This window comes from Huintestinicola sp. (genome assembly GCF_051882455.1).
Taxonomy (GTDB): Bacteria; Bacillota; Clostridia; order Oscillospirales; family Ruminococcaceae; genus Huintestinicola.
In genome coordinates, this window is the sequence record NZ_JBJERV010000007.1 from 18,421 (window position 1) to 39,173 (window position 20,753).

The 20,753-nt window shown below is 49.8% G+C and carries 14 protein-coding genes, 3 tRNA genes and 1 other RNA gene; 13 read left to right on the forward strand and 5 right to left on the reverse strand.

Going from position 1 to position 20,753, the window contains the following annotated elements:
* Positions 1-79 precede the first annotated feature (79 nt).
* Positions 80-1,357, reverse strand: coding sequence for a hypothetical protein (locus tag ACI4J0_RS01040; RefSeq protein ID WP_439763961.1), 1,278 nt, complete (start codon positions 1,355-1,357; stop codon positions 80-82).
* A gap of 171 nt (positions 1,358-1,528) precedes the next feature.
* Here ACI4J0_RS01040 and ffs point away from each other — a divergent pair.
* The 7 genes from ffs to ACI4J0_RS01075 all read left to right on the forward strand — a co-directional run bounded on the left by ffs (position 1,529) and on the right by ACI4J0_RS01075 (position 5,790).
* Positions 1,529-1,627: signal recognition particle sRNA small type (gene ffs / locus ACI4J0_RS01045), an RNA gene on the forward strand.
* A 41-nt stretch (positions 1,628-1,668) separates the two neighbouring features.
* Positions 1,669-2,571, forward strand: coding sequence for a tetratricopeptide repeat protein (locus tag ACI4J0_RS01050; RefSeq protein ID WP_439763962.1), 903 nt, complete (start codon positions 1,669-1,671; stop codon positions 2,569-2,571).
* 39 nt (positions 2,572-2,610) lie between these two features.
* A complete protein-coding gene (gene dnaX / locus ACI4J0_RS01055; protein ID WP_439763963.1) occupies positions 2,611-4,230 on the forward strand; it encodes a DNA polymerase III subunit gamma/tau in 1,620 nt (539 codons plus the stop codon).
* An 81-nt stretch (positions 4,231-4,311) separates the two neighbouring features.
* Entirely contained in the window at positions 4,312-4,659 is a 348-nt protein-coding gene (locus ACI4J0_RS01060; protein WP_439763964.1) for a YbaB/EbfC family nucleoid-associated protein, read from the forward strand.
* A 221-nt stretch (positions 4,660-4,880) separates the two neighbouring features.
* Positions 4,881-5,492: a recombination mediator RecR gene (recR, locus tag ACI4J0_RS01065; RefSeq protein ID WP_439763965.1), complete on the forward strand. Its 612-nt coding sequence runs from the start codon at positions 4,881-4,883 to the stop codon at positions 5,490-5,492.
* A 141-nt stretch (positions 5,493-5,633) separates the two neighbouring features.
* Positions 5,634-5,709: transfer RNA gene (locus ACI4J0_RS01070), tRNA-Gln, on the forward strand.
* Between the two features lie 5 nt (positions 5,710-5,714).
* Positions 5,715-5,790, forward strand: a tRNA-Gln gene (locus ACI4J0_RS01075).
* Positions 5,791-5,894: 104 nt separating this feature from the next.
* On the opposite strand, the gene ACI4J0_RS01080 is transcribed toward ACI4J0_RS01075, so the two are convergent.
* Positions 5,895-6,620: a hypothetical protein gene (locus ACI4J0_RS01080; RefSeq protein ID WP_439763966.1), complete on the reverse strand. Its 726-nt coding sequence runs from the start codon at positions 6,618-6,620 to the stop codon at positions 5,895-5,897.
* 213 nt (positions 6,621-6,833) lie between these two features.
* The gene (locus ACI4J0_RS01085; protein WP_439763967.1) at positions 6,834-8,912 is read right to left on the reverse strand and encodes an elongation factor G; all 2,079 of its coding nucleotides are present in this window, start codon (positions 8,910-8,912) and stop codon (positions 6,834-6,836) included.
* A gap of 334 nt (positions 8,913-9,246) precedes the next feature.
* Here ACI4J0_RS01085 and ACI4J0_RS01090 point away from each other — a divergent pair, with 334 nt between their 5' ends.
* The 4 genes from ACI4J0_RS01090 to feoB all read left to right on the forward strand — a co-directional run bounded on the left by ACI4J0_RS01090 (position 9,247) and on the right by feoB (position 15,916).
* Positions 9,247-11,052, forward strand: coding sequence for a glycoside hydrolase family 5 protein (locus ACI4J0_RS01090; RefSeq protein ID WP_439763968.1), 1,806 nt, complete (start codon positions 9,247-9,249; stop codon positions 11,050-11,052).
* A gap of 149 nt (positions 11,053-11,201) precedes the next feature.
* Positions 11,202-11,771, forward strand: a complete 570-nt coding sequence (locus tag ACI4J0_RS01095) for an RNA polymerase sigma factor (protein WP_439763969.1) — start codon at positions 11,202-11,204, stop codon at positions 11,769-11,771.
* Entirely contained in the window at positions 11,758-12,879 is a 1,122-nt protein-coding gene (locus tag ACI4J0_RS01100; RefSeq protein WP_439763970.1) for a hypothetical protein, read from the forward strand. The genes ACI4J0_RS01095 and ACI4J0_RS01100 overlap by 14 nt, the downstream gene beginning before the upstream one ends.
* Before the next feature lie 934 nt (positions 12,880-13,813).
* Entirely contained in the window at positions 13,814-15,916 is a 2,103-nt protein-coding gene (gene feoB, locus ACI4J0_RS01105) for a ferrous iron transport protein B (RefSeq protein ID WP_439763971.1), read from the forward strand.
* A gap of 65 nt (positions 15,917-15,981) precedes the next feature.
* On the opposite strand, the gene ACI4J0_RS01110 is transcribed toward feoB, so the two are convergent.
* Positions 15,982-18,843: an InlB B-repeat-containing protein gene (locus ACI4J0_RS01110; RefSeq protein ID WP_439763972.1), complete on the reverse strand. Its 2,862-nt coding sequence runs from the start codon at positions 18,841-18,843 to the stop codon at positions 15,982-15,984.
* 245 nt (positions 18,844-19,088) lie between these two features.
* Between ACI4J0_RS01110 and ACI4J0_RS01115 the strand changes: the two genes are divergently transcribed.
* Positions 19,089-19,171 (forward strand) — tRNA-Leu (locus ACI4J0_RS01115).
* 46 nt (positions 19,172-19,217) lie between these two features.
* On the opposite strand, the gene ACI4J0_RS01120 is transcribed toward ACI4J0_RS01115, so the two are convergent.
* On the reverse strand, positions 19,218-19,763 hold the full coding sequence (locus ACI4J0_RS01120) for an HD domain-containing protein (RefSeq protein WP_439763973.1): 546 nt from the start codon (positions 19,761-19,763) through the stop codon (positions 19,218-19,220).
* A 557-nt stretch (positions 19,764-20,320) separates the two neighbouring features.
* Here ACI4J0_RS01120 and mraZ point away from each other — a divergent pair.
* Positions 20,321-20,749, forward strand: a complete 429-nt coding sequence (gene mraZ / locus ACI4J0_RS01125; RefSeq protein ID WP_439763974.1) for a division/cell wall cluster transcriptional repressor MraZ — start codon at positions 20,321-20,323, stop codon at positions 20,747-20,749.
* Positions 20,750-20,753: the final 4 nt, after the last annotated feature.

Below are 20,753 nucleotides of genomic sequence, written 5' to 3' on the forward strand. Positions count from 1 at the left end.
GAGAGTCGTGCTCGTAATCGGGGTCTCCGTGACGGATGATAAGAAGCTTCATAGGGATAATATTCCTTTCTGTTTTAACTCAGTTCAGCGAATAAGGATATCTGTACTCGCTCACCCTCCACAAGCCATCCTCGCAGCGCTCGATAACGAAATTGCCGCCGTCGGTGTAGCCTGTGAAATTGCCCGTTTCGTCAAATTTCTCCTGTCTTGAGCGGAAAACCATTCTGTCCTCCGTAACGCTTACATCGGAAAATGTGAGAGTGCCCAGAGTAAAGTCATATCCCCCGTCTCCCGCAATGCCGTACAGCTCGCCGTTTATATCCGTATACCGCTGGGGTGCGGCGGCAAATATCCTTTCGGCGGTCTTGGGAGTGAAAATGCTCTTTAAATATTTTTTCAGATCCTTTACCGAGTCAAAGCGGCTGTCGTCTATCCTGAAATAATAATCCGAAAGCTCGCCGTCCTCGGGGCGGGGCATTTCCACATAATTCTCCCAGTCGGAGATGTTGAATGCGGTCATTGTGAAATACTGGGCGGCGGAATTTGCGGCTGCCCAGCAGGCATATCCGAAATAAAGGGTGTTTTCCTCGGTTATCTCTTCATACCCTGCCACCATTCGGGGAACGCTGTACTCGAATTTAAGCGTTTTTATCTTCACCCTGCTCTCAATGGGACGGGGGTCGCCGTCCTCATCGTAAAGGTCGCTGTCGTCAACGGTTATCTCGTAGATGAATTTGTCGGGCTCGCTGTGGTATAGCTGTGTGCGGTCGATGTAGTCGTGGACCGTTTCTTCCGCCTCTCCGTCGCCGTCGGTGTCCTCGGAGCTTACCACGTTTATCTCACGAAGCTCCCCGTCCCTGTCAACGGTGTACATACGGCTAACGCAGTATATGGCATTATCCCCGTGCTTGTCCAGCTCCTCCTGAGTAATGTCAAAGGTAAACTGCATGATGTCGGGGATATAGGTATCGTCAATATCGTTCTTTATTATCTTCACAGCCGACGATGCATAGCTTTGTTCATAAGGGAAAGAGGGCTCATAGCCTGTGGGGGCGGTTATAACGAAATCTCTCGTTTCATAGAGGTTATTTTCCACCGTTACCGCTATCTCATCGGGATATTCCCCGGGCTTCACGGTAATGAGATAGTTTTCGGCGGCTCCGCGGACCTCAAAGGAATAGCCCGAAAAGGGCTCCGGAGGCGCCTCAGATGATGTCTCTTCTGTCGGGAGAGCTGTGCCGTTTGAGGGAAGAGATGTGCCGGCAGTCTCCTGTTCTTTATTCTCCCCCCCGCAGCCGCAGAGGAGCAGGGCGGCGGTCACAAGGGCTATAAATGCTTTTACCATGCGCTTTGTCATAATAAACATCCTTTCTGCTTTTATTATAGCAGATACAAAAGCGATTTGCAATTACAATTGGGTTACAAGTTGATGTTATTCCTCTGCCAAACTTTTTTCAAAAAAACCCTTGCAATTTAAATTGTAATATGCTATAATGTATTTCAGATGGTCGCAATCCGATATATAGGTGTGCGGGCCCTGTGCAACAAAACACCGTGAACCATGTCAGGCGGGGAACCGAGCAGCATTAAGCGGTACGTTTCGTGTGCCGCAGCAAGCCTGCACACCTATGTATCGGATTTTTGCTTTTTAGGAGTTGTAGAGATCAAGTGAAAAAATCTTTTCTGTCCCGATTTTGGGACGTTTTTAAAAAATCCGCACCTAAAGCACATCTGCTTCTGCTCCTGCTCGCTGTACTGCTTATCGCTGCGGGTATTTCCGAAGACAGTGCCGAATTTATTATCATCGGCATCGTGATGATCTGCCTTTCCGCAGCTGCTATGATACCTGAAGTATTATCGCTGTTCATTCCCGGCTCGGGATCTGATTTCGTTTCCGATTATGACAGGGAGGTCATCGGCAAGGCATTTGCCTCGGGAGAGAAAAAGCGTCTTTTTTACGAAGGCTTCGAGCTTTTCCGCAATGACCGTAACGAGGACGCTTTAGAGTATTTCAGAGAGCTTTGCAATAAAAGCCTTACCGACAGGGAGACGGGCGTGCTGGCGTTTTATACGGCGATATGCTATAACCGTCTGGGCTTTTCCACCAATGCCGCTCATCAGGCGGTCATTGCGGCGGACAAGGACGTTCAGACTGCCGAGTCCCTGCTTATGGCGGCAAGGAGCTTTAATATGTCCGCAAGCTATTCTTCGGCGGCGGAGATCTATGAGAGGCTGCTGCCCATTGCCGAGGAGCGGGGCATTTTTCCCTTTTTATACAATGAGATGGGCAAAATGTACCTCTCCGCCAACGACCCCGTTCACAGCAGAGAAGCCTTCGAAAAGGCTGTAGAATACGGTCTTGACCCCGTCACGGCTCACGGAGGACTTGCTCTTGTAAGTCTCCTTGAGGGCAAAGAGGACGAGGCTTGCGAAAGATACCGCCTTGCGCTTATTGCAAGGATAAACGATACCGAGGGCTACAAGGATTACTGTGCTCAGATATGCACTGCCAACGGCTACCCCGAGAATTTCTTCGAGGAGCATCTTAAAGCAAAGTACCACAGGGCATAAGCCCATATCCCCATAATTTCCGCAGAAAGGAGGAGCAATATGTATCAGGCGCTTTACCGCAAATACCGTCCCACCACCTTTGACGACGTTATTTCCCAGCCCCATATCACCACTACCCTGAAAAATCAGATAATAAACGGCAAGACCGCTCACGCCTATCTGTTCACAGGCTCAAGAGGTACGGGCAAGACCACCTGCGCAAGGATTTTCGCAAAGGCTCTTAACTGCGAAAGCCCTGTTAACGGCAGTCCCTGCGGAAAATGCGATATATGCCGCGACGCTGATAATTTTGCTCTTTCCGATATCATTGAGATAGACGCCGCCTCCAACGGCTCGGTAAACGACGCCCGTGAGCTTCGCGAGGCTGCCGAGTACACACCCGAGCGGTGCAGATACAAGGTATACATCATCGACGAGGTCCATATGCTCTCGAAGGACGCATTCAACGCCCTTTTAAAGCTTATCGAGGAGCCTCCCCCCCATATAAAATTCATTATGGCGACCACCGAGCTCCACAAGGTGCTGCCCACCATTCTTTCCCGCTGTCAGCGCTTTGACTTTATGCGGATAAAGACGGAGGATATCGCCGCAAGGCTCAAATTCGTGGCGCAGAGCGAGAATATTACGCTGACCGACGATGGCGCCGAGCTTATTGCAAAGGCTGCGGACGGCGGTATGCGAGACGCTCTTTCCATACTGGACAGATGTATCGCATTTTCCGAGAACGTCACCGCTGAGGTGGTGTCCGAAGCGGCAGGCATTGCGGGCAGAGAACAGCTTTTTGCCCTTGCGGAAGCTATTGCCGACAGGGACCCTGCCAAGGCTCTTGACATCATTTCCGCGCTGTATGACAGCTCCAAGGATATGCAGAGGCTATGCGAGGAGCTGGCGGCGCAGTTTCGCAATGTTATGATAGCAATTTCCGCTCCCGACCGCACAGGCATTATCGTTTGCCTTCCGTCGGAGCTTGAGACTATAAAAAGGATAGCTTCAAAGCTTACTTTAGAACAGGTCCTGGGCTTTCTGGACGCTCTTTCCGCCTGCGCCGAGCGAATGGGCAGGTCCCTTGCAAAGCGCATAGATATGGAAATGTGCGTTATCAGAATGTGCAGCGGCACGTCTCAGAGCAAGGCGGCGCCTGACAGCGGTGAGATAGCTGCTCTGAATGCAAAGATAGCCGAGCTTGAAAGAAGGCTGGCAAACGGCGTTCCTGCGGCAAATGCGGCGCAGAGAAATGCTGTCCCTCCGAAGAGAGAGCCCGTCAAGGATATTTCCTCGGCTCCCGAGGGTTCGGAGTTTATTTACATCGACAAGTGGTTTGACGTTATCGAGCGTATGAAGACTCTTTGTCCTGCGCTGGCTCCCCCCCTTGTTAATTCCTACGGCTACAATATGGGCGGCAAGCTGGTCATCAACAGCAAAGAGAACCTTATCAGGGTGCTTCTTAAATCCTCCGAGAACAAGGCAAAGATACTCGAGGCTGTAAGGGACATCACGGGAATTTCTCTCTCCACCGTCCTCACAGGCTACAGAGCAAGCCTTGACAGGTCGGGAGACAAGCCTGCGGCTGATGAAAAGCCCGATGCCGACCCCGCAGAGAAGCTTGACACCCTTCTGAAAAAGGCGGAGGACGGCGGCATTCCCGTTGACACGGTTTAAGCTTTTAACGGAGGCTGCAGGAAAATGCGGCATTTTCCGTTTAATAAATTTTAAAATAAAAATTCAAAGGAGTATTTTATTATGAAGGCAAGATTACCACAGGGCATGGCAGGCGGCGCTCAGAATATGCAGAGCATGATACGTCAGGCTCAGAAAATGCAGGAGCAGATCACAAACGTTCAGGAGGAGATCGAGAACGAGACCTTTACCGCTACCACAGGCGGCGGTGTTGTTGAGATAACCATGAACGGCAGAAAGCAGGTACAGAGCCTTACCATCAACCCCGAGGTCGTTGACAAGGACGATGTTGAGACCCTTCAGGATCTTATCATCAGCGCTGTGAACGAGTGCGTAAAGCAGATCGAAGAGACCTCCGAGTCCAGAATGGGCGCTGTAACAGGCGGAGTTTCCTTCCCCGGTCTTTTCTGATAAGATCACATTAAACTAAACGGCGGCAAATATGCCGCCGACAGTCTGTCGAAAAAGCCGCGATCTTGCACCGAACAAAAGGTTCATCTGCATAATTCGGCTTCAATACGTAAATTACCGAGCCACAGAACAGGGAAATCATTGCTATTTCACCAACGAGGTGGCTTCAGCGACACGCTGACGGCGGCAAATATGCCGCCCTGATTTTTCACTTGAAAGGTATGATATTCGTGGCAAACAGCACTGCTCTCCCCCTGGTCTTACTCGCGGAGCAATTCGCAAAGCTCCCCGGCATTGGTATGAAGACTGCTCAGAGGCTGGCATATTTTGTTATGGGAATGAGCGACGAGGAAGCAAGGGAGTTTGCCGACGCTATCATCAACGCCCATTCTACGGTAAAGGAGTGCAGCGTCTGCTGCAACCTTACCGACAGCGGCGTGTGCCCCATTTGCGCCGACGACCTGCGTGACACTTCGGTCATATGCGTGGTGGAGACCCCCAAGGATATCACTGCTTTCGAGCGGACAAACGAGTACAAAGGCGTTTACCACGTGCTCCACGGGCTTATATCCCCCCTTGACGGGGTCACTCCCGAGCAGATAAGGGTCAAGGAGCTTCTTGAAAGGATAAAAAAGGGCGGCGTGAACGAAGTCATTATGGCGACTAATCCCACTGTTGAGGGCGAGGCCACTGCTATGTACATCTCAAAGCTCTTAAAGCCCCTGGGCGTCAAGGTAACACGTCTGGCATTCGGTCTTCCCATCGGCGGCACTTTAGAGTTTGCAGACGAGGTCACTTTATTCAAAGCTTTGGAAAATCGCAGCGAAATTTAGCAGATATAGACTAATATTAAGATATTTTTTGTGCATATATACAAAAACAGCATTTTCCTATTGATTTTTCATTCGGAATATGGTATGATATTAAAGTCGTTAAAGATATTACCGGTTAGCTTGAAGCCCTTATGCCGATATTGGGATATAGCCAAGCGGTAAGGCAACGGACTTTGACTCCGTCATTTCGTGGGTTCAAATCCCGCTATCCCAACCAAATACTGGGGTGTAGCCAAGCGGTAAGGCACTTGACTCTGACTCAAGCATCTCCGGGGTTCGAATCCCTGCACCCCAACCAAAGAACAGTCGATTTATATCGGCTGTTTTTTTATTGTATTTTTCTGAACATATACAAAAAGCGGCTGCACTCTGACAGCCGCTTTTATCATTTTATAAGCTTTTTTATCTGTACTTTCTCATGGTCTTCACAATGAAGTATGCCACGCCGCCGATAACTGCAAGGATAACGAGAATGAACAGAATGGTGGTGATGACCGAAACAAATCCGCTGGGACCCTGATAAAGGGAATTGTCGATATCGCCGACGTTGGCAATGGTCTTGCCGTAGTTGTCCACAATGGTGATATCATCGAACATTCCCAGCTCCCCGTCAAAATCCTGGATTATGGGGAAGGAAACGCCCACCTTGGTATTCTCCGAATCTGCGGGAATGGATATGGAAGCGACTCTGTAGCTGCCTGCGCTGTTTGTAAGGAAGTTCGCCGACTGCCAGCCTGCGCCGTCGGAAAATATCTCAAACTGTCCCGTCGCCTTTGCTGCCTTGTCGGAAACGTTGATGTAAATGTTGAAGGTATAGCCGCCGAAGTTTTCAAGCCCGAAGTCTGCGGCATCAAGATAAAATCCGCCGTAACGGTTGCTGAGACTGCCCTTGAAGCTTTCGCTGAGCTTTAATGCCTTGCCCGAGAGCGCGCCTTTATCGGTAAGCTCCATTGTAAGACCTGCATCGGCCGCATTTCCGAAGCTATGTATATACTCCAGAGACTTTTCTGTGTCAAAGGTTATGGTAGTTTCTCCGGGATTGTCGGTTTTTTGCGGTTCCGCATATACTGCGGTGCTCATTGTAAAGGCTGCGGCTGCCGCCAGCAGGACAGATAATAATTTTTTCATTAGCGACCCATCTTTCTCTCTGTTTTTTCTTTTCTCTCATAGGTGATCAAGCTCCGATACTATAATCACACATTTTAATTTTATTACAAATCCCCCGATTTGTCAATAGAAATAGACTTCTTTATTTTGTCAATTTTTTATCACAGAATTTAATACTTTTCACTAACACTTCTAAAAAAGGCGGGGAACGAAACGCTCCCCGCCGAAATGCTGTTATTCTGCGCTGCTGAGCGAAAGTATTACGTCTGAAACAAGATTTGCGGGAAGCTGCTCATAGCGGACAAATTCAAACTCAAAGCTGCCTCTGCCTCTTGTTATCTGGCGAAGCTGCATTGTAAAGGTCTGCATCTCTCTCTCGGGAACTTCCGCGATTATCTCGGTCATTCCCTTTTCCTCAGCAGGGTTCATTCCCAGAACTCTGCCGCGGCGCTTGTTGAGGTCGCCCATAACATCGCCTGTGTTATCGTTGGGGATAAGCGCCTTGAGTGTGCCCACAGGCTCCAGGATAGTGGGGTCTGCCTGCTTTATGCCTTCCTTGAATGCGATGGAAGCGGCGGTCTTGAACGCCATTTCCGAGCTGTCTACGGGGTGATAGGAGCCGTCAACAAGGATAGCCTTTACGCCTGTTACGGGGCAGCCTGCCAGCACGCCCTTGTTCATACAGTCTCTGAGTCCCTTTTCTACTGCGGGGAAGAAATTCTTGGGAACTGCTCCGCCAAATACCTTTTCTTCAAATACAAGCTCGTCGGAGAGACAAGGCTCAAACTCTATCCATACATGACCGTACTGACCGTGACCGCCGGACTGCTTCTTGTGCTTGCCTTCTGCCTTGACCTTCTTGCGGATAGTCTCTCTGTATGCGATGCGGACGGGGGCAAGTGCTGCGTCAACGCCGAATTTGTTCTTGAGCTTGGCTGCGGCTACTTCAATATGCTGCTCGCCCAGACCTGCGATAACAAACTCGCCTGTGGAAGCGTCCTGAGTAAAGGACAGGGCAGGGTCCTCCTCGCAGAGTCTTGCAAATGCTGCGCTTATCTTGCTCTCATCGCCCTGGGACTTTGCCTTGACTGCCATTTTGTAGCAGGGCTTGGGGAATACTATCTTGTCGAGGGAAACTGCCTTGCCCTCGCAGATGGTGTCGTTGGTGGCTGCGCCTATCTTAACGGCGGCACAGATATCGCCTGCGCCTACGGAGGTCACCTCTGTCTGCTTCTTGCCGCAGAGGGTATAGAGCTTGCCTATCTTTTCGGTCTCGCCTGTGGTGGCATTTATGTACTCGGTATTAGCCTTCAGCACGCCGCTCATTACTCTTATGCAGGACATTTTGCCCACAAACTGGTCTGCAACGGTCTTGAATACGAATGCTCTGAGAGGAGCGTCATCGGTGCAGCTGATCTCCTCGATATCGTCGCCCGAATATGCCACAGCGGGAGGACAGTCTGCGGGAGAGGGCATGAGGAGGCATACTTCCTTGAGCAGCATATCGATACCGCCCATTGTGATATCGGAGCAGCAGATAACGGGGGTGATAAGTCCCTTGTTCATACCGTCGTGGAGACCCTTGACAAGCTCCTTCTGTGTGAATGCCTCGCCCTCGAAGAATTTTTCCATAAGCTCGTCGTCGGTCTCGGCAACAGCCTCGGAGAATGCGGCTACAAGACCGTCCATACGGTAATCCATCTTCTCGGATATCTCGGCTGTGGGCATCTCGGTCTCGCTGACGTTGCCCTTTTCGTCGTATTTATAGCACTTCATCTCGATGAGATTTACGTAGGAAACTACCTGTCTGTCCTTGATAACGGGAACGATAACGGGGCAGACTGTGGGTCCGAAAACGGTTTTCAGGTCGGTAAGGACGTTGTAGAAGTTTGCGTCGGGGTCGTCTACCTTGGTGATGACGAACATAGTCGCCTTGCCTGCCTTGCGGGCAGCCTTGTAAGCCTTCTCTGTACCGACCTTTACGCCCGATTTGCCCGAAACGGTTATCATAACGGTGTCGGCGGCTCTTACTGCCTCAAGCATATCCGCTTCAAAGTCGAAAAGTCCGGGTGCGTCAAGGAGATTAAGCTTTAAGCCGTTATATTCAAAGGAAGCTACAGACGCGCCCAGCGACGCCTTGCGCTTTATTTCCTCGGGGTCATAATCGCATACGGTATTTCCGTCGGAGGTCTTTCCCAGACGGTCGGATGCTCCTGCCTTATAGATAAGGGCTTCGGCAAGGGTGGTCTTTCCCGAGCCGCTGTGTCCTGCAATTGCAATATTTCTGATGTTCTCTGCATGGTAGTCGTTCATAATGTGTTCGCTCCTTACTTTAAGTTTTTTTATCGGCGGATAATGGTCTTTCTTGTCAAATTACACAATCAGCCTTACTGTTACAATATATATTATATATCATTTGTATAAGCTTTGCAATAGTTTACTATAATTTTGTACAGAAACTTTAAATTTATATGTCCTTTTTTATTTATATTAACCATAACAGCAAGCGTATTCGGAAAATATTTCCTTTAGGGGAAAAATTTTTGTAAAAAAAGCCTTGTTTTTTCGGCGGAAATGTGGTATTATTGTTGCAGATAGACAACCCGGTTTTATTTGCAAATTATTTTTTGGAGGAAAAGCTATGAAAATGAAAACGTTATCATCTGCGGCTGCCATAGGGCTTGCGCTGGCTATGCTTGCAGGCTGCGGCAAGACTGACGGAAATGAACAGGCAGTGTCGGAGGAAACAGCTGCCGAAACAGCTGCACAGGTGTCCGCGTCACCCGAGGAGGAGGACAAAATAAAGTCAATGACCTCCCTCGAGATGATAAGGGCAATGGGCAACGGCATAAATCTCGGCAACACCCTTGAAGCCTACAATCACAAGGGCTATACGGGCGGTCAGAACCCCGACGGCTTCGAGACAGGCTGGGGTCAGCCCTACACCACCGCCGAGATGATACAGGGCATGAAGGACGCGGGCTTTGACACCATCAGGATACCCGTTGCCTGGACAAACGGCATGAACTTCGAGACGGGTGACTACACCATTGACGAGAGGCTTATGAACCGCGTGGAGACCGTTGTGAACTATGCTCTTGACGCGGATATGTACGTTATCGTCAACGACCACTGGGACGGCGGCTGGTGGGGTATGTTCGGCTCGGAGGAGCAGGCGACAAGAGACAAGGCGCTGGAAATGTACAAGTCAATGTGGGGTCAGATAGGCGAGCATTTCAAGGACTATTCCTACAAGCTCATTTTTGAGTCCGCTAACGAGGAGCTGGGCGACCGTCTCAACGACAAGGATATCACGGGCTCCGAGGGCGTTCTCAAAAAGAGCGAATGCTACGAGACGACCAATATGATAAACAGCGAGTTCGTTAAGCTTATCCGCTCTCAGGGCGGAAACAACGCTGACCGTTTCCTGCTTATCGCAGGGTACAATACGGACATTGCCCTCACCTGCGATGAACGCTTTAAGATGCCCGAGGACTCGGCTGACAGCAAGCTCCTTCTTTCGGTGCATTACTACACCCCCTGGGACTACTGCGGCACAGAGAGCGTTGACCACTGGGGCTCTCCCGGAGATTTCGAGGAGCAGAACGGTCTTTTCGAGAAGCTGTCCAAATTCCCCGAGCAGGGCTACGGCGTGGTTATCGGCGAATATGCGGTAATGACCAAGAGCGGCGTTAAGCCCGACACAGACAAGTTTTACTCCAATCTCCTGGATAACTGCGACCTTTACGATTACTGCCCCGTTCTCTGGGACTGCAGCAATTTCTACAAGAGAGTTTCAAACACCCTTGCAGATGAGACAATTGCGGAGATATTCTCCTCAAGAAGATACGAAAATGAAAAGGACAAGGACACCGATAATATCAAGTCCGAGGCAAAGGCAAGGATAGAGGAGGCTGCCGCAAAGGCTTCCGAGGAGCAGATGGCTTCCATCGACCTGCCCCCTGCGGACGATATGGCTATTGCATGGATAATGTATGCTTCAAGCGACTACGGCGTTGCATACAGCGTGGGCGACCAGTATGACCCCACCAACTCCACTACGGGTCTTAAAGCCGAGAACGTTCAGATAACAGGCGAGGGCACCTACACGGTAAGCCTTGATTTCTCAGAATGCGGTCTTGCCAAGGGCGTGGCATTCTCCGCTCTGGGAATTTCAAACGGCGAGGAGCTTTTCCCCGGCTACACATACACGATCGACGAGATACTCATTAACGGCGAGGTCTTCGAGATGGCAGGCAAGGGCTACACCTGCTCCGATGACGGAAAATGCACAAGAGTCAATCTCTACAACGGCTGGGTAAACGCTGTTCCCGGCGAGGCAAGGACTGCCGACGGCGATCTCTCCGACTGCTCCGCTCAGATCATGCCCCTTACCGAGGGCAAGAGGGTCAAGACTATTGCTGTGACATTTACTGTTAAGGCTCCCAACTGATAAAATAAGCGAATCTCACATCGCCCCGAGGCATTTCTGCTTGCTTCGGGGTGTTTTGCGCTGTTTGAAAAATATTTTTATTAGGCTGTAAGATAAGTCGTCGTTTGTCGTTTTATATTATAAAGACATAACGAAAGGGAGTTTGAGTCTTGAATGATACTCAGATAATCAGGCTATACCAAAGCCGGGACGAAAAAGCCATTGAAGAGTCGGACAAAAAATACGGCTTCTACTGCTTTGCAGTGGCAGACAATATACTGTCAAGCAGGGAGGACTCAGAGGAATGCGTCAGCGATACGTGGCTCAGAAGCTGGCGCATCATTCCCCCGAAATGTCCCGAGGTACTGAAAATGTTCTTTGCAAAGATAACACGAAGCCTTGCTATTGACGTGATAAGGCGGAAAAAAGCCGTTAAGCGGGGGGCGGGACAGCTGTGCGAGGTGCTTGGGGAGCTGGAGGAATGTATTTCGGGCAGGGAAACGGTGGAAAGCGAGCTTGACAGGAAGCTTTTGTGCCAATGTGTAAACCGTTTCCTGTCGGAGCTGCCCCAAAGGGAGCGAAATTATTTCCTGCGAAGATATTTCTTTGCGGAAACGGTCAAGGATATCGCAAAGAGATACAAGGTAAGCGAAAATCTCGTTTCTGTGACCCTGCACCGCACCCGTGGAAGGCTAAAGGACAGTCTTACAAAGGAGGGATTTTTCTATGACGGCGTTTGACCTTTTTACAGCCATAGGCGGCGTGAGCGAGAAGACTCTTGCGGAAACAGAACGTGCTGTCCCCGCAAAAAACGTATGGCTTAGACCTGCCGTTACGGCAGCAGCCTGCCTTATCCTCTGCATTGCGGCGGTCTCCATAATGCAAAGAGAGCAGTCTGAGACTATTCCGGAGGTAAGCGAACAGGAGACTTCTTACGAAACGTTTTTCTCCGAAAGCGAAGCTATGACCCCTTCCGAAGCAGAAACAGAAGTTCCCACTTCTGAGGATATTACGGAAAATGAAACTGCCCCTTCGGAAATGGCGTCTTCCATTGCAATGCAAAATCCGCCGACAATGACCGAGCAGGTCTTGGAGACGGAAACCGCTCCTTCTCAGACCGAAACGTCATTCACGGACAGCGACACTCCCGAAACGGCGATAGTTCCCAAATGGGAGGATATGACCGACCTTGAGCGGTATATTTATCTAAGCTATAACGGCTCCGATTATTCCATAACGACCGAGCATTTTGATGAAAGCGAGCTTAGCTTTCTCGGCAACGGAGAAATTTACGGGTTATTTGATGAACTCTCGGTTGAGGATTGGGAGGAAGGTGCAAAAAAGACTGTTCCCTGCGGGTTTTACAGAATAAACGGCATTTCCCCCGAATATATTATAGCCGTTCCCACCTCGGACGGGTATTATACGGGATATGTAAATCACGATTTCTGCGGCAGGGATATGGGCGATTTCATCAAATCTACAGACTTCTTTACACGTAATCCGTTTACCGTGCTCTACTCGGGTGAAAAATGCGACGGTCTCGACTATTACGAATACTCTCTGCCCGACCTGATAGCCGTGACAGACAGCATACTCCTTTCGGATAAAAGCGTTAAGGCGGAAACCAATCCCCCTGCAAATTCGGGAGCGATTCTTTATGTCGTTCAGAGCGGAGACAAAGCCGTATTTTATGTGTATGAGGGCGGATATGTCCGTATCGGTCAGAAATTTTTCTTCGTTGGAAAGGATAAATGCGCCGCATTTGACAGCTATGTCAGGGAAAACGCCGAATCAGCGTTTGTAAGCTGTGAACGCCGGGACGATACCGAAATAATTCCCGAATAATTTTTATTACCCGTTCTGCCGCCCGAAACAGCGGCAGAACTTTTTTGTATGCTATGTTAGTCAATTGTTATTATTATGCACAATATAGAACTTATGTTTTTGTATAATGAAACAAATATTCTGAAAATGCTTGACATTTTGGAATGTTTGTGCTATAATTGATTTTGGAAATGTGAATAATATAATCTGAAAATTGGAAGCGGGGGACGCCCCCGCGGCGAAATGTTCTGTAATTTATTCGGACATCAGACTGTCGGCTCGGTTACGATACAAATATACTGCCGAATATATTACAATTTGTCAAGCTGCTGTCGTATCTTTCGGCGCGGAGACAAAGCTAATCGTTCCGCACAGACACACAGCGCGACCTCGCTGCGGGGCGTCACCCGCATATTACAATTTTGCAAGCCGATACAAATTCTGTCGGCGCGGAGACAAAGCTAATCGTTCCACACAAACTCACAGCGCGACCTCGCCGCGGGGCGACCCCCGCCGCCGCGGAGACAAAGCAGCAGTTCCGCACAAACACACAGCGCGACCTCGCCGCGGGGCGTCACCCGCCGCCGCGGAGACAAAGCAGCAGTTCCGCACAAACTCACAGCGCGACCTCGCTGCGGGGCGACCCCCGCAGCCGCGGAGACAAAGCAGCAGTTCCGCACAGACACACAGCGCGACCTCGCTGCGGGGCGACCCCCGCCGCGGAGACAAAGCTAATCGTTCCACACAAACTCACAGCGCGACCTCGCCGCGGGGCGTCACCCGCATATTACAATTTTGCAAGCCGATACAAATTCTGTCGGCGCGGAGACAAAGCTAATCGTTCCACACAAACTCACAGCGCGACCTCGCCGCGGGTCGTCACCCGCCGTCATAGTACAAGTCTCTACTGCAATATAATGTTATGATAAACCATAGCAGGAAAGGACTTGATACTTTGAGCAGAAATATCCGCCCCGAGGAAAGGAGCTGCGAGGTGAGCATTGCTCTGGCAGGCAATCCCAATGTGGGAAAATCCACCGTTTTCAACGCTCTGACGGGTATGAAACAGCACACGGGAAACTGGACGGGAAAGACAGTCTCCACCGCACGGGGCAAATGCCTGAGAGGCGGCGGCAATATCGTTCTTACCGACCTTCCCGGGACATATTCCCTGATGGCGCATTCCGCAGAGGAGCAGGTGGCGAGAGACTTCATCGCTTACGGCGGCAGCGAGGGGGTCATTGTGGTGTGCGACGCGTCATGCCTGGAACGAAACCTTAACCTTGTTTTGCAGGTGATGGAGATAACTCCTCATGTTCTGGTATGCGTCAATCTTCTGGACGAGGCGGCGAAAAAGAAGATAAGCGTTGATCTAAATCGGCTGGAGGAGATACTTGGAGTGCCTGTTTGCGGCGTGGTGGCAAGAAATGACACGGGGCTTGACGAGATGGTGGCGAGAGTCGGGGAGATGTGCGGCAACACGCTCTCCCAGCCGCCTGTTATCTATTCCGAGACGGTCGAAAAGGCTATAGCTGAGCTTATGCCGCCCCTGGAAAAGCTTCTTCGGGGCAGGATATGCGAACGGTTTGCGGCACTGCGTATCCTTGAACGGAGCGAGGAGTTTATTTCCACCCTTGACAGCTTCACCTGCGGCGAGCTGAAAAATGCGCTTTCCGATGAGGACGGGGAGCTGGGCTCGGCGTATAACCGCGCTGCCGAAATTTTAGGGGAAAACGGCACGGACGCTGCGGCGCTCAGAGATATGACGGTGACTGCCATTGTCAGACGTGCGGAGGAGATCGCGGGCATGGCTGTCAGGCAGGAGCTGCCCGATTATTACGAGCGCGACAGGCGCATTGACAGGATACTTACTCACAGGATATGGGGGCTGCCCGTTATGCTCCTTATGCTGGCGGTGATATTTTATATCACCATTGCGGGGGCGAATTATCCGTCCGAATGGCTGTCGGCGGCTTTTGGTTCACTGGGTGAGGTCTTCAGGGGGTGGCTAAGGGGTGCGGGCTGCCCCGATCGGGCGGAAAGTATGCTCATTGACGGGGTTTATCGGGTGCTAAGCTGGGTAACTTCGGTCATGCTGCCCCCTATGGCGATCTTTTTTCCGCTGTTCACATTGCTTGAAGATGTGGGGTATCTGCCCAGGGCGGCTTTTAATCTTGACAGGTATTTCAGCAGGGCAAACGCCTGCGGAAAACAGGCTCTTACTATGGCTATGGGGCTTGGGTGCAATGCGGCGGGGGTCACGGGGTGCAGGATAATCGACTCTCCGAGAGAACGGCTCATTGCCATACTCACCAATGTGTTTATGCCCTGCAACGGGCGGTTTCCCGCGCTTATTGCGCTTATCGGTCTGCTGACGGCGGCAGGGTCGGGGGGCAGCCCCATAAGCGCTCTTATGCTGACGGGGGTGATCGCGCTGGGGGCTGTTATCACCTTCGGGACTTCAAAGCTGCTTTCTAAGACGGTGCTGCGGGGTGTGACAGCTTCCTTTGCCCTGGAGCTGCCCCCATACCGCAGACCCCAGATAGGAAAGGTACTTGTCCGCTCCCTGCTGGACAGGACGGTTTTTGTGCTGGGAAGGGCGGTGACGGTGGCGGCTCCTGCGGGGCTTGTTATATGGCTGCTGGCGAATATTACGGTGGGAGGCAGCAGTCTGCTGACGGTTTGCGCAGAATTTCTTGACCCCTTCGGCAGGTTATTCGGTATGGACGGGGTCATTATACTTGCGTTTATTCTGGGCTTTCCCGCAAATGAGATAGTTCTGCCAATTATGATGATGATATACACGGGTCAGAACACTCTTACAGAGGCGGGAGGCGGTGCTATGGCGGAGATATTCGCCGCTAACGGCTGGACGGGGCTTACGGCGGTATGCGTTATCATTTTCATGCTCTGCCATTTCCCCTGCTCCACCACCTGCCTTACCATCAGAAAGGAAACGGGGTCCTGGAAGCAGACGGGGCTTGCTATGGCTCTGCCTACGGTCACGGGACTTCTGCTCTGCGGGATAATAAACGGGGCTTATCATCTATTTACATAACAAAAAGGCTTCGGCAGCCTTTTACTGCCGAAGCCATATTTTGTATTCAGTACAGAAGAGGTGAATTACTCAACTACTGCTGTGTAATTCTTGCCGCCCTCAACGGTAAATGTTGCATTGCCGTTTTCATCGAGGACCATTTCTGCGATCTTTACCTTTGTGCTCTTTCTGCCCTTGTAGAGGGTAATTGTTCTGCCAGCGTATTCCTCGCCGAGCTTTACAGTTACCTTGCCTTCGCCTACGATGCCCTTAACGGAACCGTTGGTCTTGATATGGTTCATATCGGAGTCGTAAACAAAGATGTAGGAGTTGGGAGCTGCATTTCTTATCATTGCGAGATAGCCGTTCGACTGGGAGACAATTCTTACATTGCCTGCGGGCATTACGAAGGTGTCCTTGTCGCCAAGCTTCATGATGAGCTTGGAGCCGCAGTATGCGTATGCGTCATAGCCGAAATCTACTCTTACGCTGATAACTGTGCCTGCCTTTGCGGTGCCTGCACTTGCTACTGCGTGGCTGTCGGAGGTGATGGAGTAGTACTTCACAGGCTCGGGCTGAGGCTCGGGATCAACGGGTTCTTCTATCTCTTCATCTTCATATACAATTGCATATGTGGAGAAGAGAGCGGAGCTTACTGTGATAGCTTTGGTCTCGCTGTTGAATGTACCGCCGATGTTCTGTGCACCGTCGTTGTGAACTCTTATTACGGAATAGGTCCTGCCGTCAGCGATAATGCTGTCGGGAACGCTGATAGAGAAGGATATGGGGCTATTTGCCTCGGTAACTACTTCGGAAACGCCGTTCATGGTCTTGATAAGTGTAATGTCAAGGATAAGTCCAACCTGCTGACCATCGGCAAGAGCTGCTTTGATAAGTGCCTTGTCATCGTCGGAAACCTCGTCCTCGCCCTTTACGGTCATTATTACGTCGAGCTTGCAGCCCTGCTCGATAAGGTCTTCATAGTCCTCACCGAAGATAGCTGCAAGAATGTCCTCGATGTCGTCTGTGAAGCCGATCTCAATTCCATCGGGAGCTTCAACATTTATACCGGCAGAGCCTTCCTCCTTGAAGGATACGCTTACTACAACGTCGCAGGCAGGCATAATAAAGCTGTACTTTGTGCTGTCTATTTCGTTGATGCGAATCGCAACATTGTTCTCGGTTCCAATTGCAATGGTATCGAGTACAAAGCCATCATCGGGTTTAATGTTGATGATATTTACGGTATCGCCCATCTGAGCGGTGGTCTTGTCTACGTCTGCGTCGCCGCCTTCGGATACTATAATATCAACATTGTAGGTTGATGCCTTAAAGGTAGCAGAGATAGTTACATCTTCTGCAGGCATTACAAAGCTTGTGCCGTCAATAATTTCTCCGTTTACGGAAATTGAATCAAGCTCAAAGCCCTCATCGGGAGTTACGATAAGATTGATCTCATCGCCTGCCTTAGCTGCGGTAAGTCCGCCCTCTACGACAACGCTGCCGCCATCATTTTCGATAATAACGATATCAAACTCGTCTGCTTCCTTCTCGGCAAATACGGCTGTAACGGTAACTGCCTCTGCAGGCATTGTGAATGCGTTGTTGGCAACGGTCACTTCATCGGACTGCCACTCAACGAACTTATAACCTGTATTGGGTGTTGCCTTGAGCTTTACTGTTTCGCCCTCGGCTGCTTCGGTCTTGTCTGCGGAAGCTGTGCCGTAGGCTTCGTCGTTTACACCTACGATTATCGGATAGGTTTGCGCCTCAACCGTGATGGTGCAGGTTGCGGTAACATTCTCGTTTGCTATAGCAACAAGATTTGTTTCGCCAACTGCAACGGGAGTAACTAAGAAGGTATATCCGTCATCGGATAATTCAACAGTAGCAACATCTTCGTCCTCTACGGACCATTCAACAACGTCTGTTGTATTTTCGGGTTCTACGCTCAAGGTAACTGCCACAGGCTCTTGTCCAAGCGTTAAGGTAACCTCATCGGGGTCGAAGGTCAAGTCTTTTGCGGAGACGTCAACACCGATCCACACATTATTTGTCCAGGTACCCACTTTTTCGGAACCGGCAAAGAAGTCGATGGAATATACAGCAAAAGCACCGGTTGCGGTCTGAGTACCCCAGCCAACTGCCCATGTGTTATCATCCTTAATGCCGAAATCCATTGTCACGGAAAACGCTCCGACCTTATCAAGAGCAACATCAAAAGTTCCCTGATTTCCACCGAAGGATTTCTGTTCCCAACTGCTTCCATCAGCATAGAACTGACCGTTATTCCAACCATAGTTCAGATCATAGGCAACTGCATTGATTGTTACAGATGTAGCCGCAGAGAGATCAACTCCTGCCATTTCCGATGATTCCTCACTAACTAAATCTGCCTGAGCCCAGACTGATCCATTACTTGAACCAAAATCAGTCATGATGAAAACACTATCTGTTACACCATACCATTCGTTATCAGCCCAAGTACCAATTTTAGACGCACCTGCCAGAAAATCAATAGAAGCAACTGCAAAAGCACCGGTTGCGGTCTGAGTGCCCCAGCCAACTGCCCATGTGTTATCATCCTTAACTCCAAAATCCATTGTCACGGAGAACGCTCCGACCTTATCAAGAGCAACATCAAAAGTTCCCTGATTTCCACCGAAGGATTTCTGTTCCCAACTGCTTCCATCAGCATAGAACTGACCGTTATTCCAACCATAGTTCAGATCATAGGCAACTGCATTGATCTTTACAGATGTAGCCGCAGAAAGATCAACTCCTGCCATTTCCGATGATTCCTCGCTAACTAAATCTGCCTGAGCCCAGGCTAATCCATCACTTGAGCCGAAATCAACAGGCTTCGCCGCACTAACAGGCGCAAACGCCATGGTAGTGACCGCCAGCGCCGCCGCTGTCAAAGACGCTAAAATCTTTTTCAGCTTCATTTTTTATCTCCTCCTTAATTTAAATCGTTTTCAGCCAAGAGGGCATAGAACGACCATAAATATTTTTACAGAGAAAATTATAACATTAAAGCAAGCAATTGTCAATTAGCATTATCACAAATTACATACGACCCGATTTGTGGAATAATACAACATTATTGCTATATCCCTAAGAAACGGCGAGAATTTTTTTGCCTTTTGCTATTGACTTGCGGGCTTTGGCTATGGTATAATAAAAAAGCTGTGCGGGTATGGTGGAACTGGCAGACACGATAGACTTAGGATCTATTGCTCAGGCGTGCAGGTTCAAGTCCTGTTACCCGCACCAAAAAAAAGTCCCGGAAGATACGCTCTTCCGGGACTTTCTGTTTTATTCAGGCTGACTTGCGCTCTCTCAGCTTCCTTACGGGGAAGGTCACAAGCCTGGAGATAAGATATCCCCAGTGCGCCACCACCTCCCAGGCACCGCATACCTTGTCAACGAAAATGATGACAACAGTTTCCTTGTACTTGGGCAGTGCGATGTTCATAGGGAACATATGCTTCTTGATTATATCCGCTTCAACGGGGGTTATCTCAAAATACTTGTTAACGTTTTCAAGTGCAGTGGAGGCATGGGTCCAGCCGTGGAGCTTCTGACCCTTTTCACGGACGTAGTCGTGCCAGTCATATAAGAAAAGGTCGTGGAGAAGCCCTGCTCTCGCTCCCGCTCTTGCGTCCAGGGAGAGGAGCTTGCAGATAAGATAATTATAATAGGAAACGTTCAGACAATGCTGGAAACAGGTAGTATGACCATGGTGCATATACTGCTGCATCTGCATTACCACGTCGCTGTCCAGAAGGTCGGAAACAAGGTCATAGTAGCCGCACTCGCTGTCGGGTACCGACAGGTCGATCTTTGAGCCGATAGCATTCAACATCGGGTAATATCCCTTCCTTTGATTTATTTATATCGCTTTGAAGTCCTTTTTATTCAGCTTTTTTAACAAGCTAAATTTATTATAACAGCACTTGTACGATTTTGCAATAGCTATTATGCACATTTTTAATGAGAATTGTTGGGCATTATTAAATGATTTTTCGGAAATTCGGAATAATTTCCTATTATTGTCACAGAATAGGTTTCAAATCGGTCACAAGAATTACATTTCGGTTACAGCCCCGTTCCCACAGCCTTCACCACTTTTCACCACAAACAAGCGTTCCCAAAATATTATACGCATTGCAAAAATCGCATAAATTATACGTTTTGCTATGAAAAATTCGTCAAAATGCTCAAATATCAAGGGTAAATTTCTTGATTTATTTGTCCTTTAAGTTGCTCCGAAAAGGTTGCAATTCGGTTACAAATGGTGTATAATTACTACAGTGGTGAATTGACCCCATTTTGTGGTGAAAAGTGGTGAGTTTCAACAAGCTGTTGAAAGCCGTGTTGAAATGACCCTCCCGCGAATTCTGAACGAAAGGACTGATGACAATGCACGCTCCGCTTATGGGTACCTATAACCATACCATGGACACCAAGGGCAGAATGGCTTTCCCCGGCAGGCTCAGAGAGCAGCTCGGCGTGAATTTCGTCATCACGATAGGTCTTGAGGGCTGCCTTTACGTTTATTCAAACGAGGAGTGGGAGAAATTCACCGAACAGCTCAGGACGCTCTCGGGTCCCGTTGCAAAGGCGGCTATCAGAAAATACGCCGCAAACGCTGTCATTGCCGAGACCGACAAGCAGGGAAGGATACTTATCCCCCAGAACCTGAGAGAGCACGCAGGTCTCGACCACGATGTGACCGTTATCGGCAATCTGAACAGAGCCGAGATATGGGACAGCGCAAGATACGAGGAAATGAACTCCAAGTTCTCCGACGAGGAGCTTGCCGAGGCTATCGATTCTCTTGCATTCTGATATA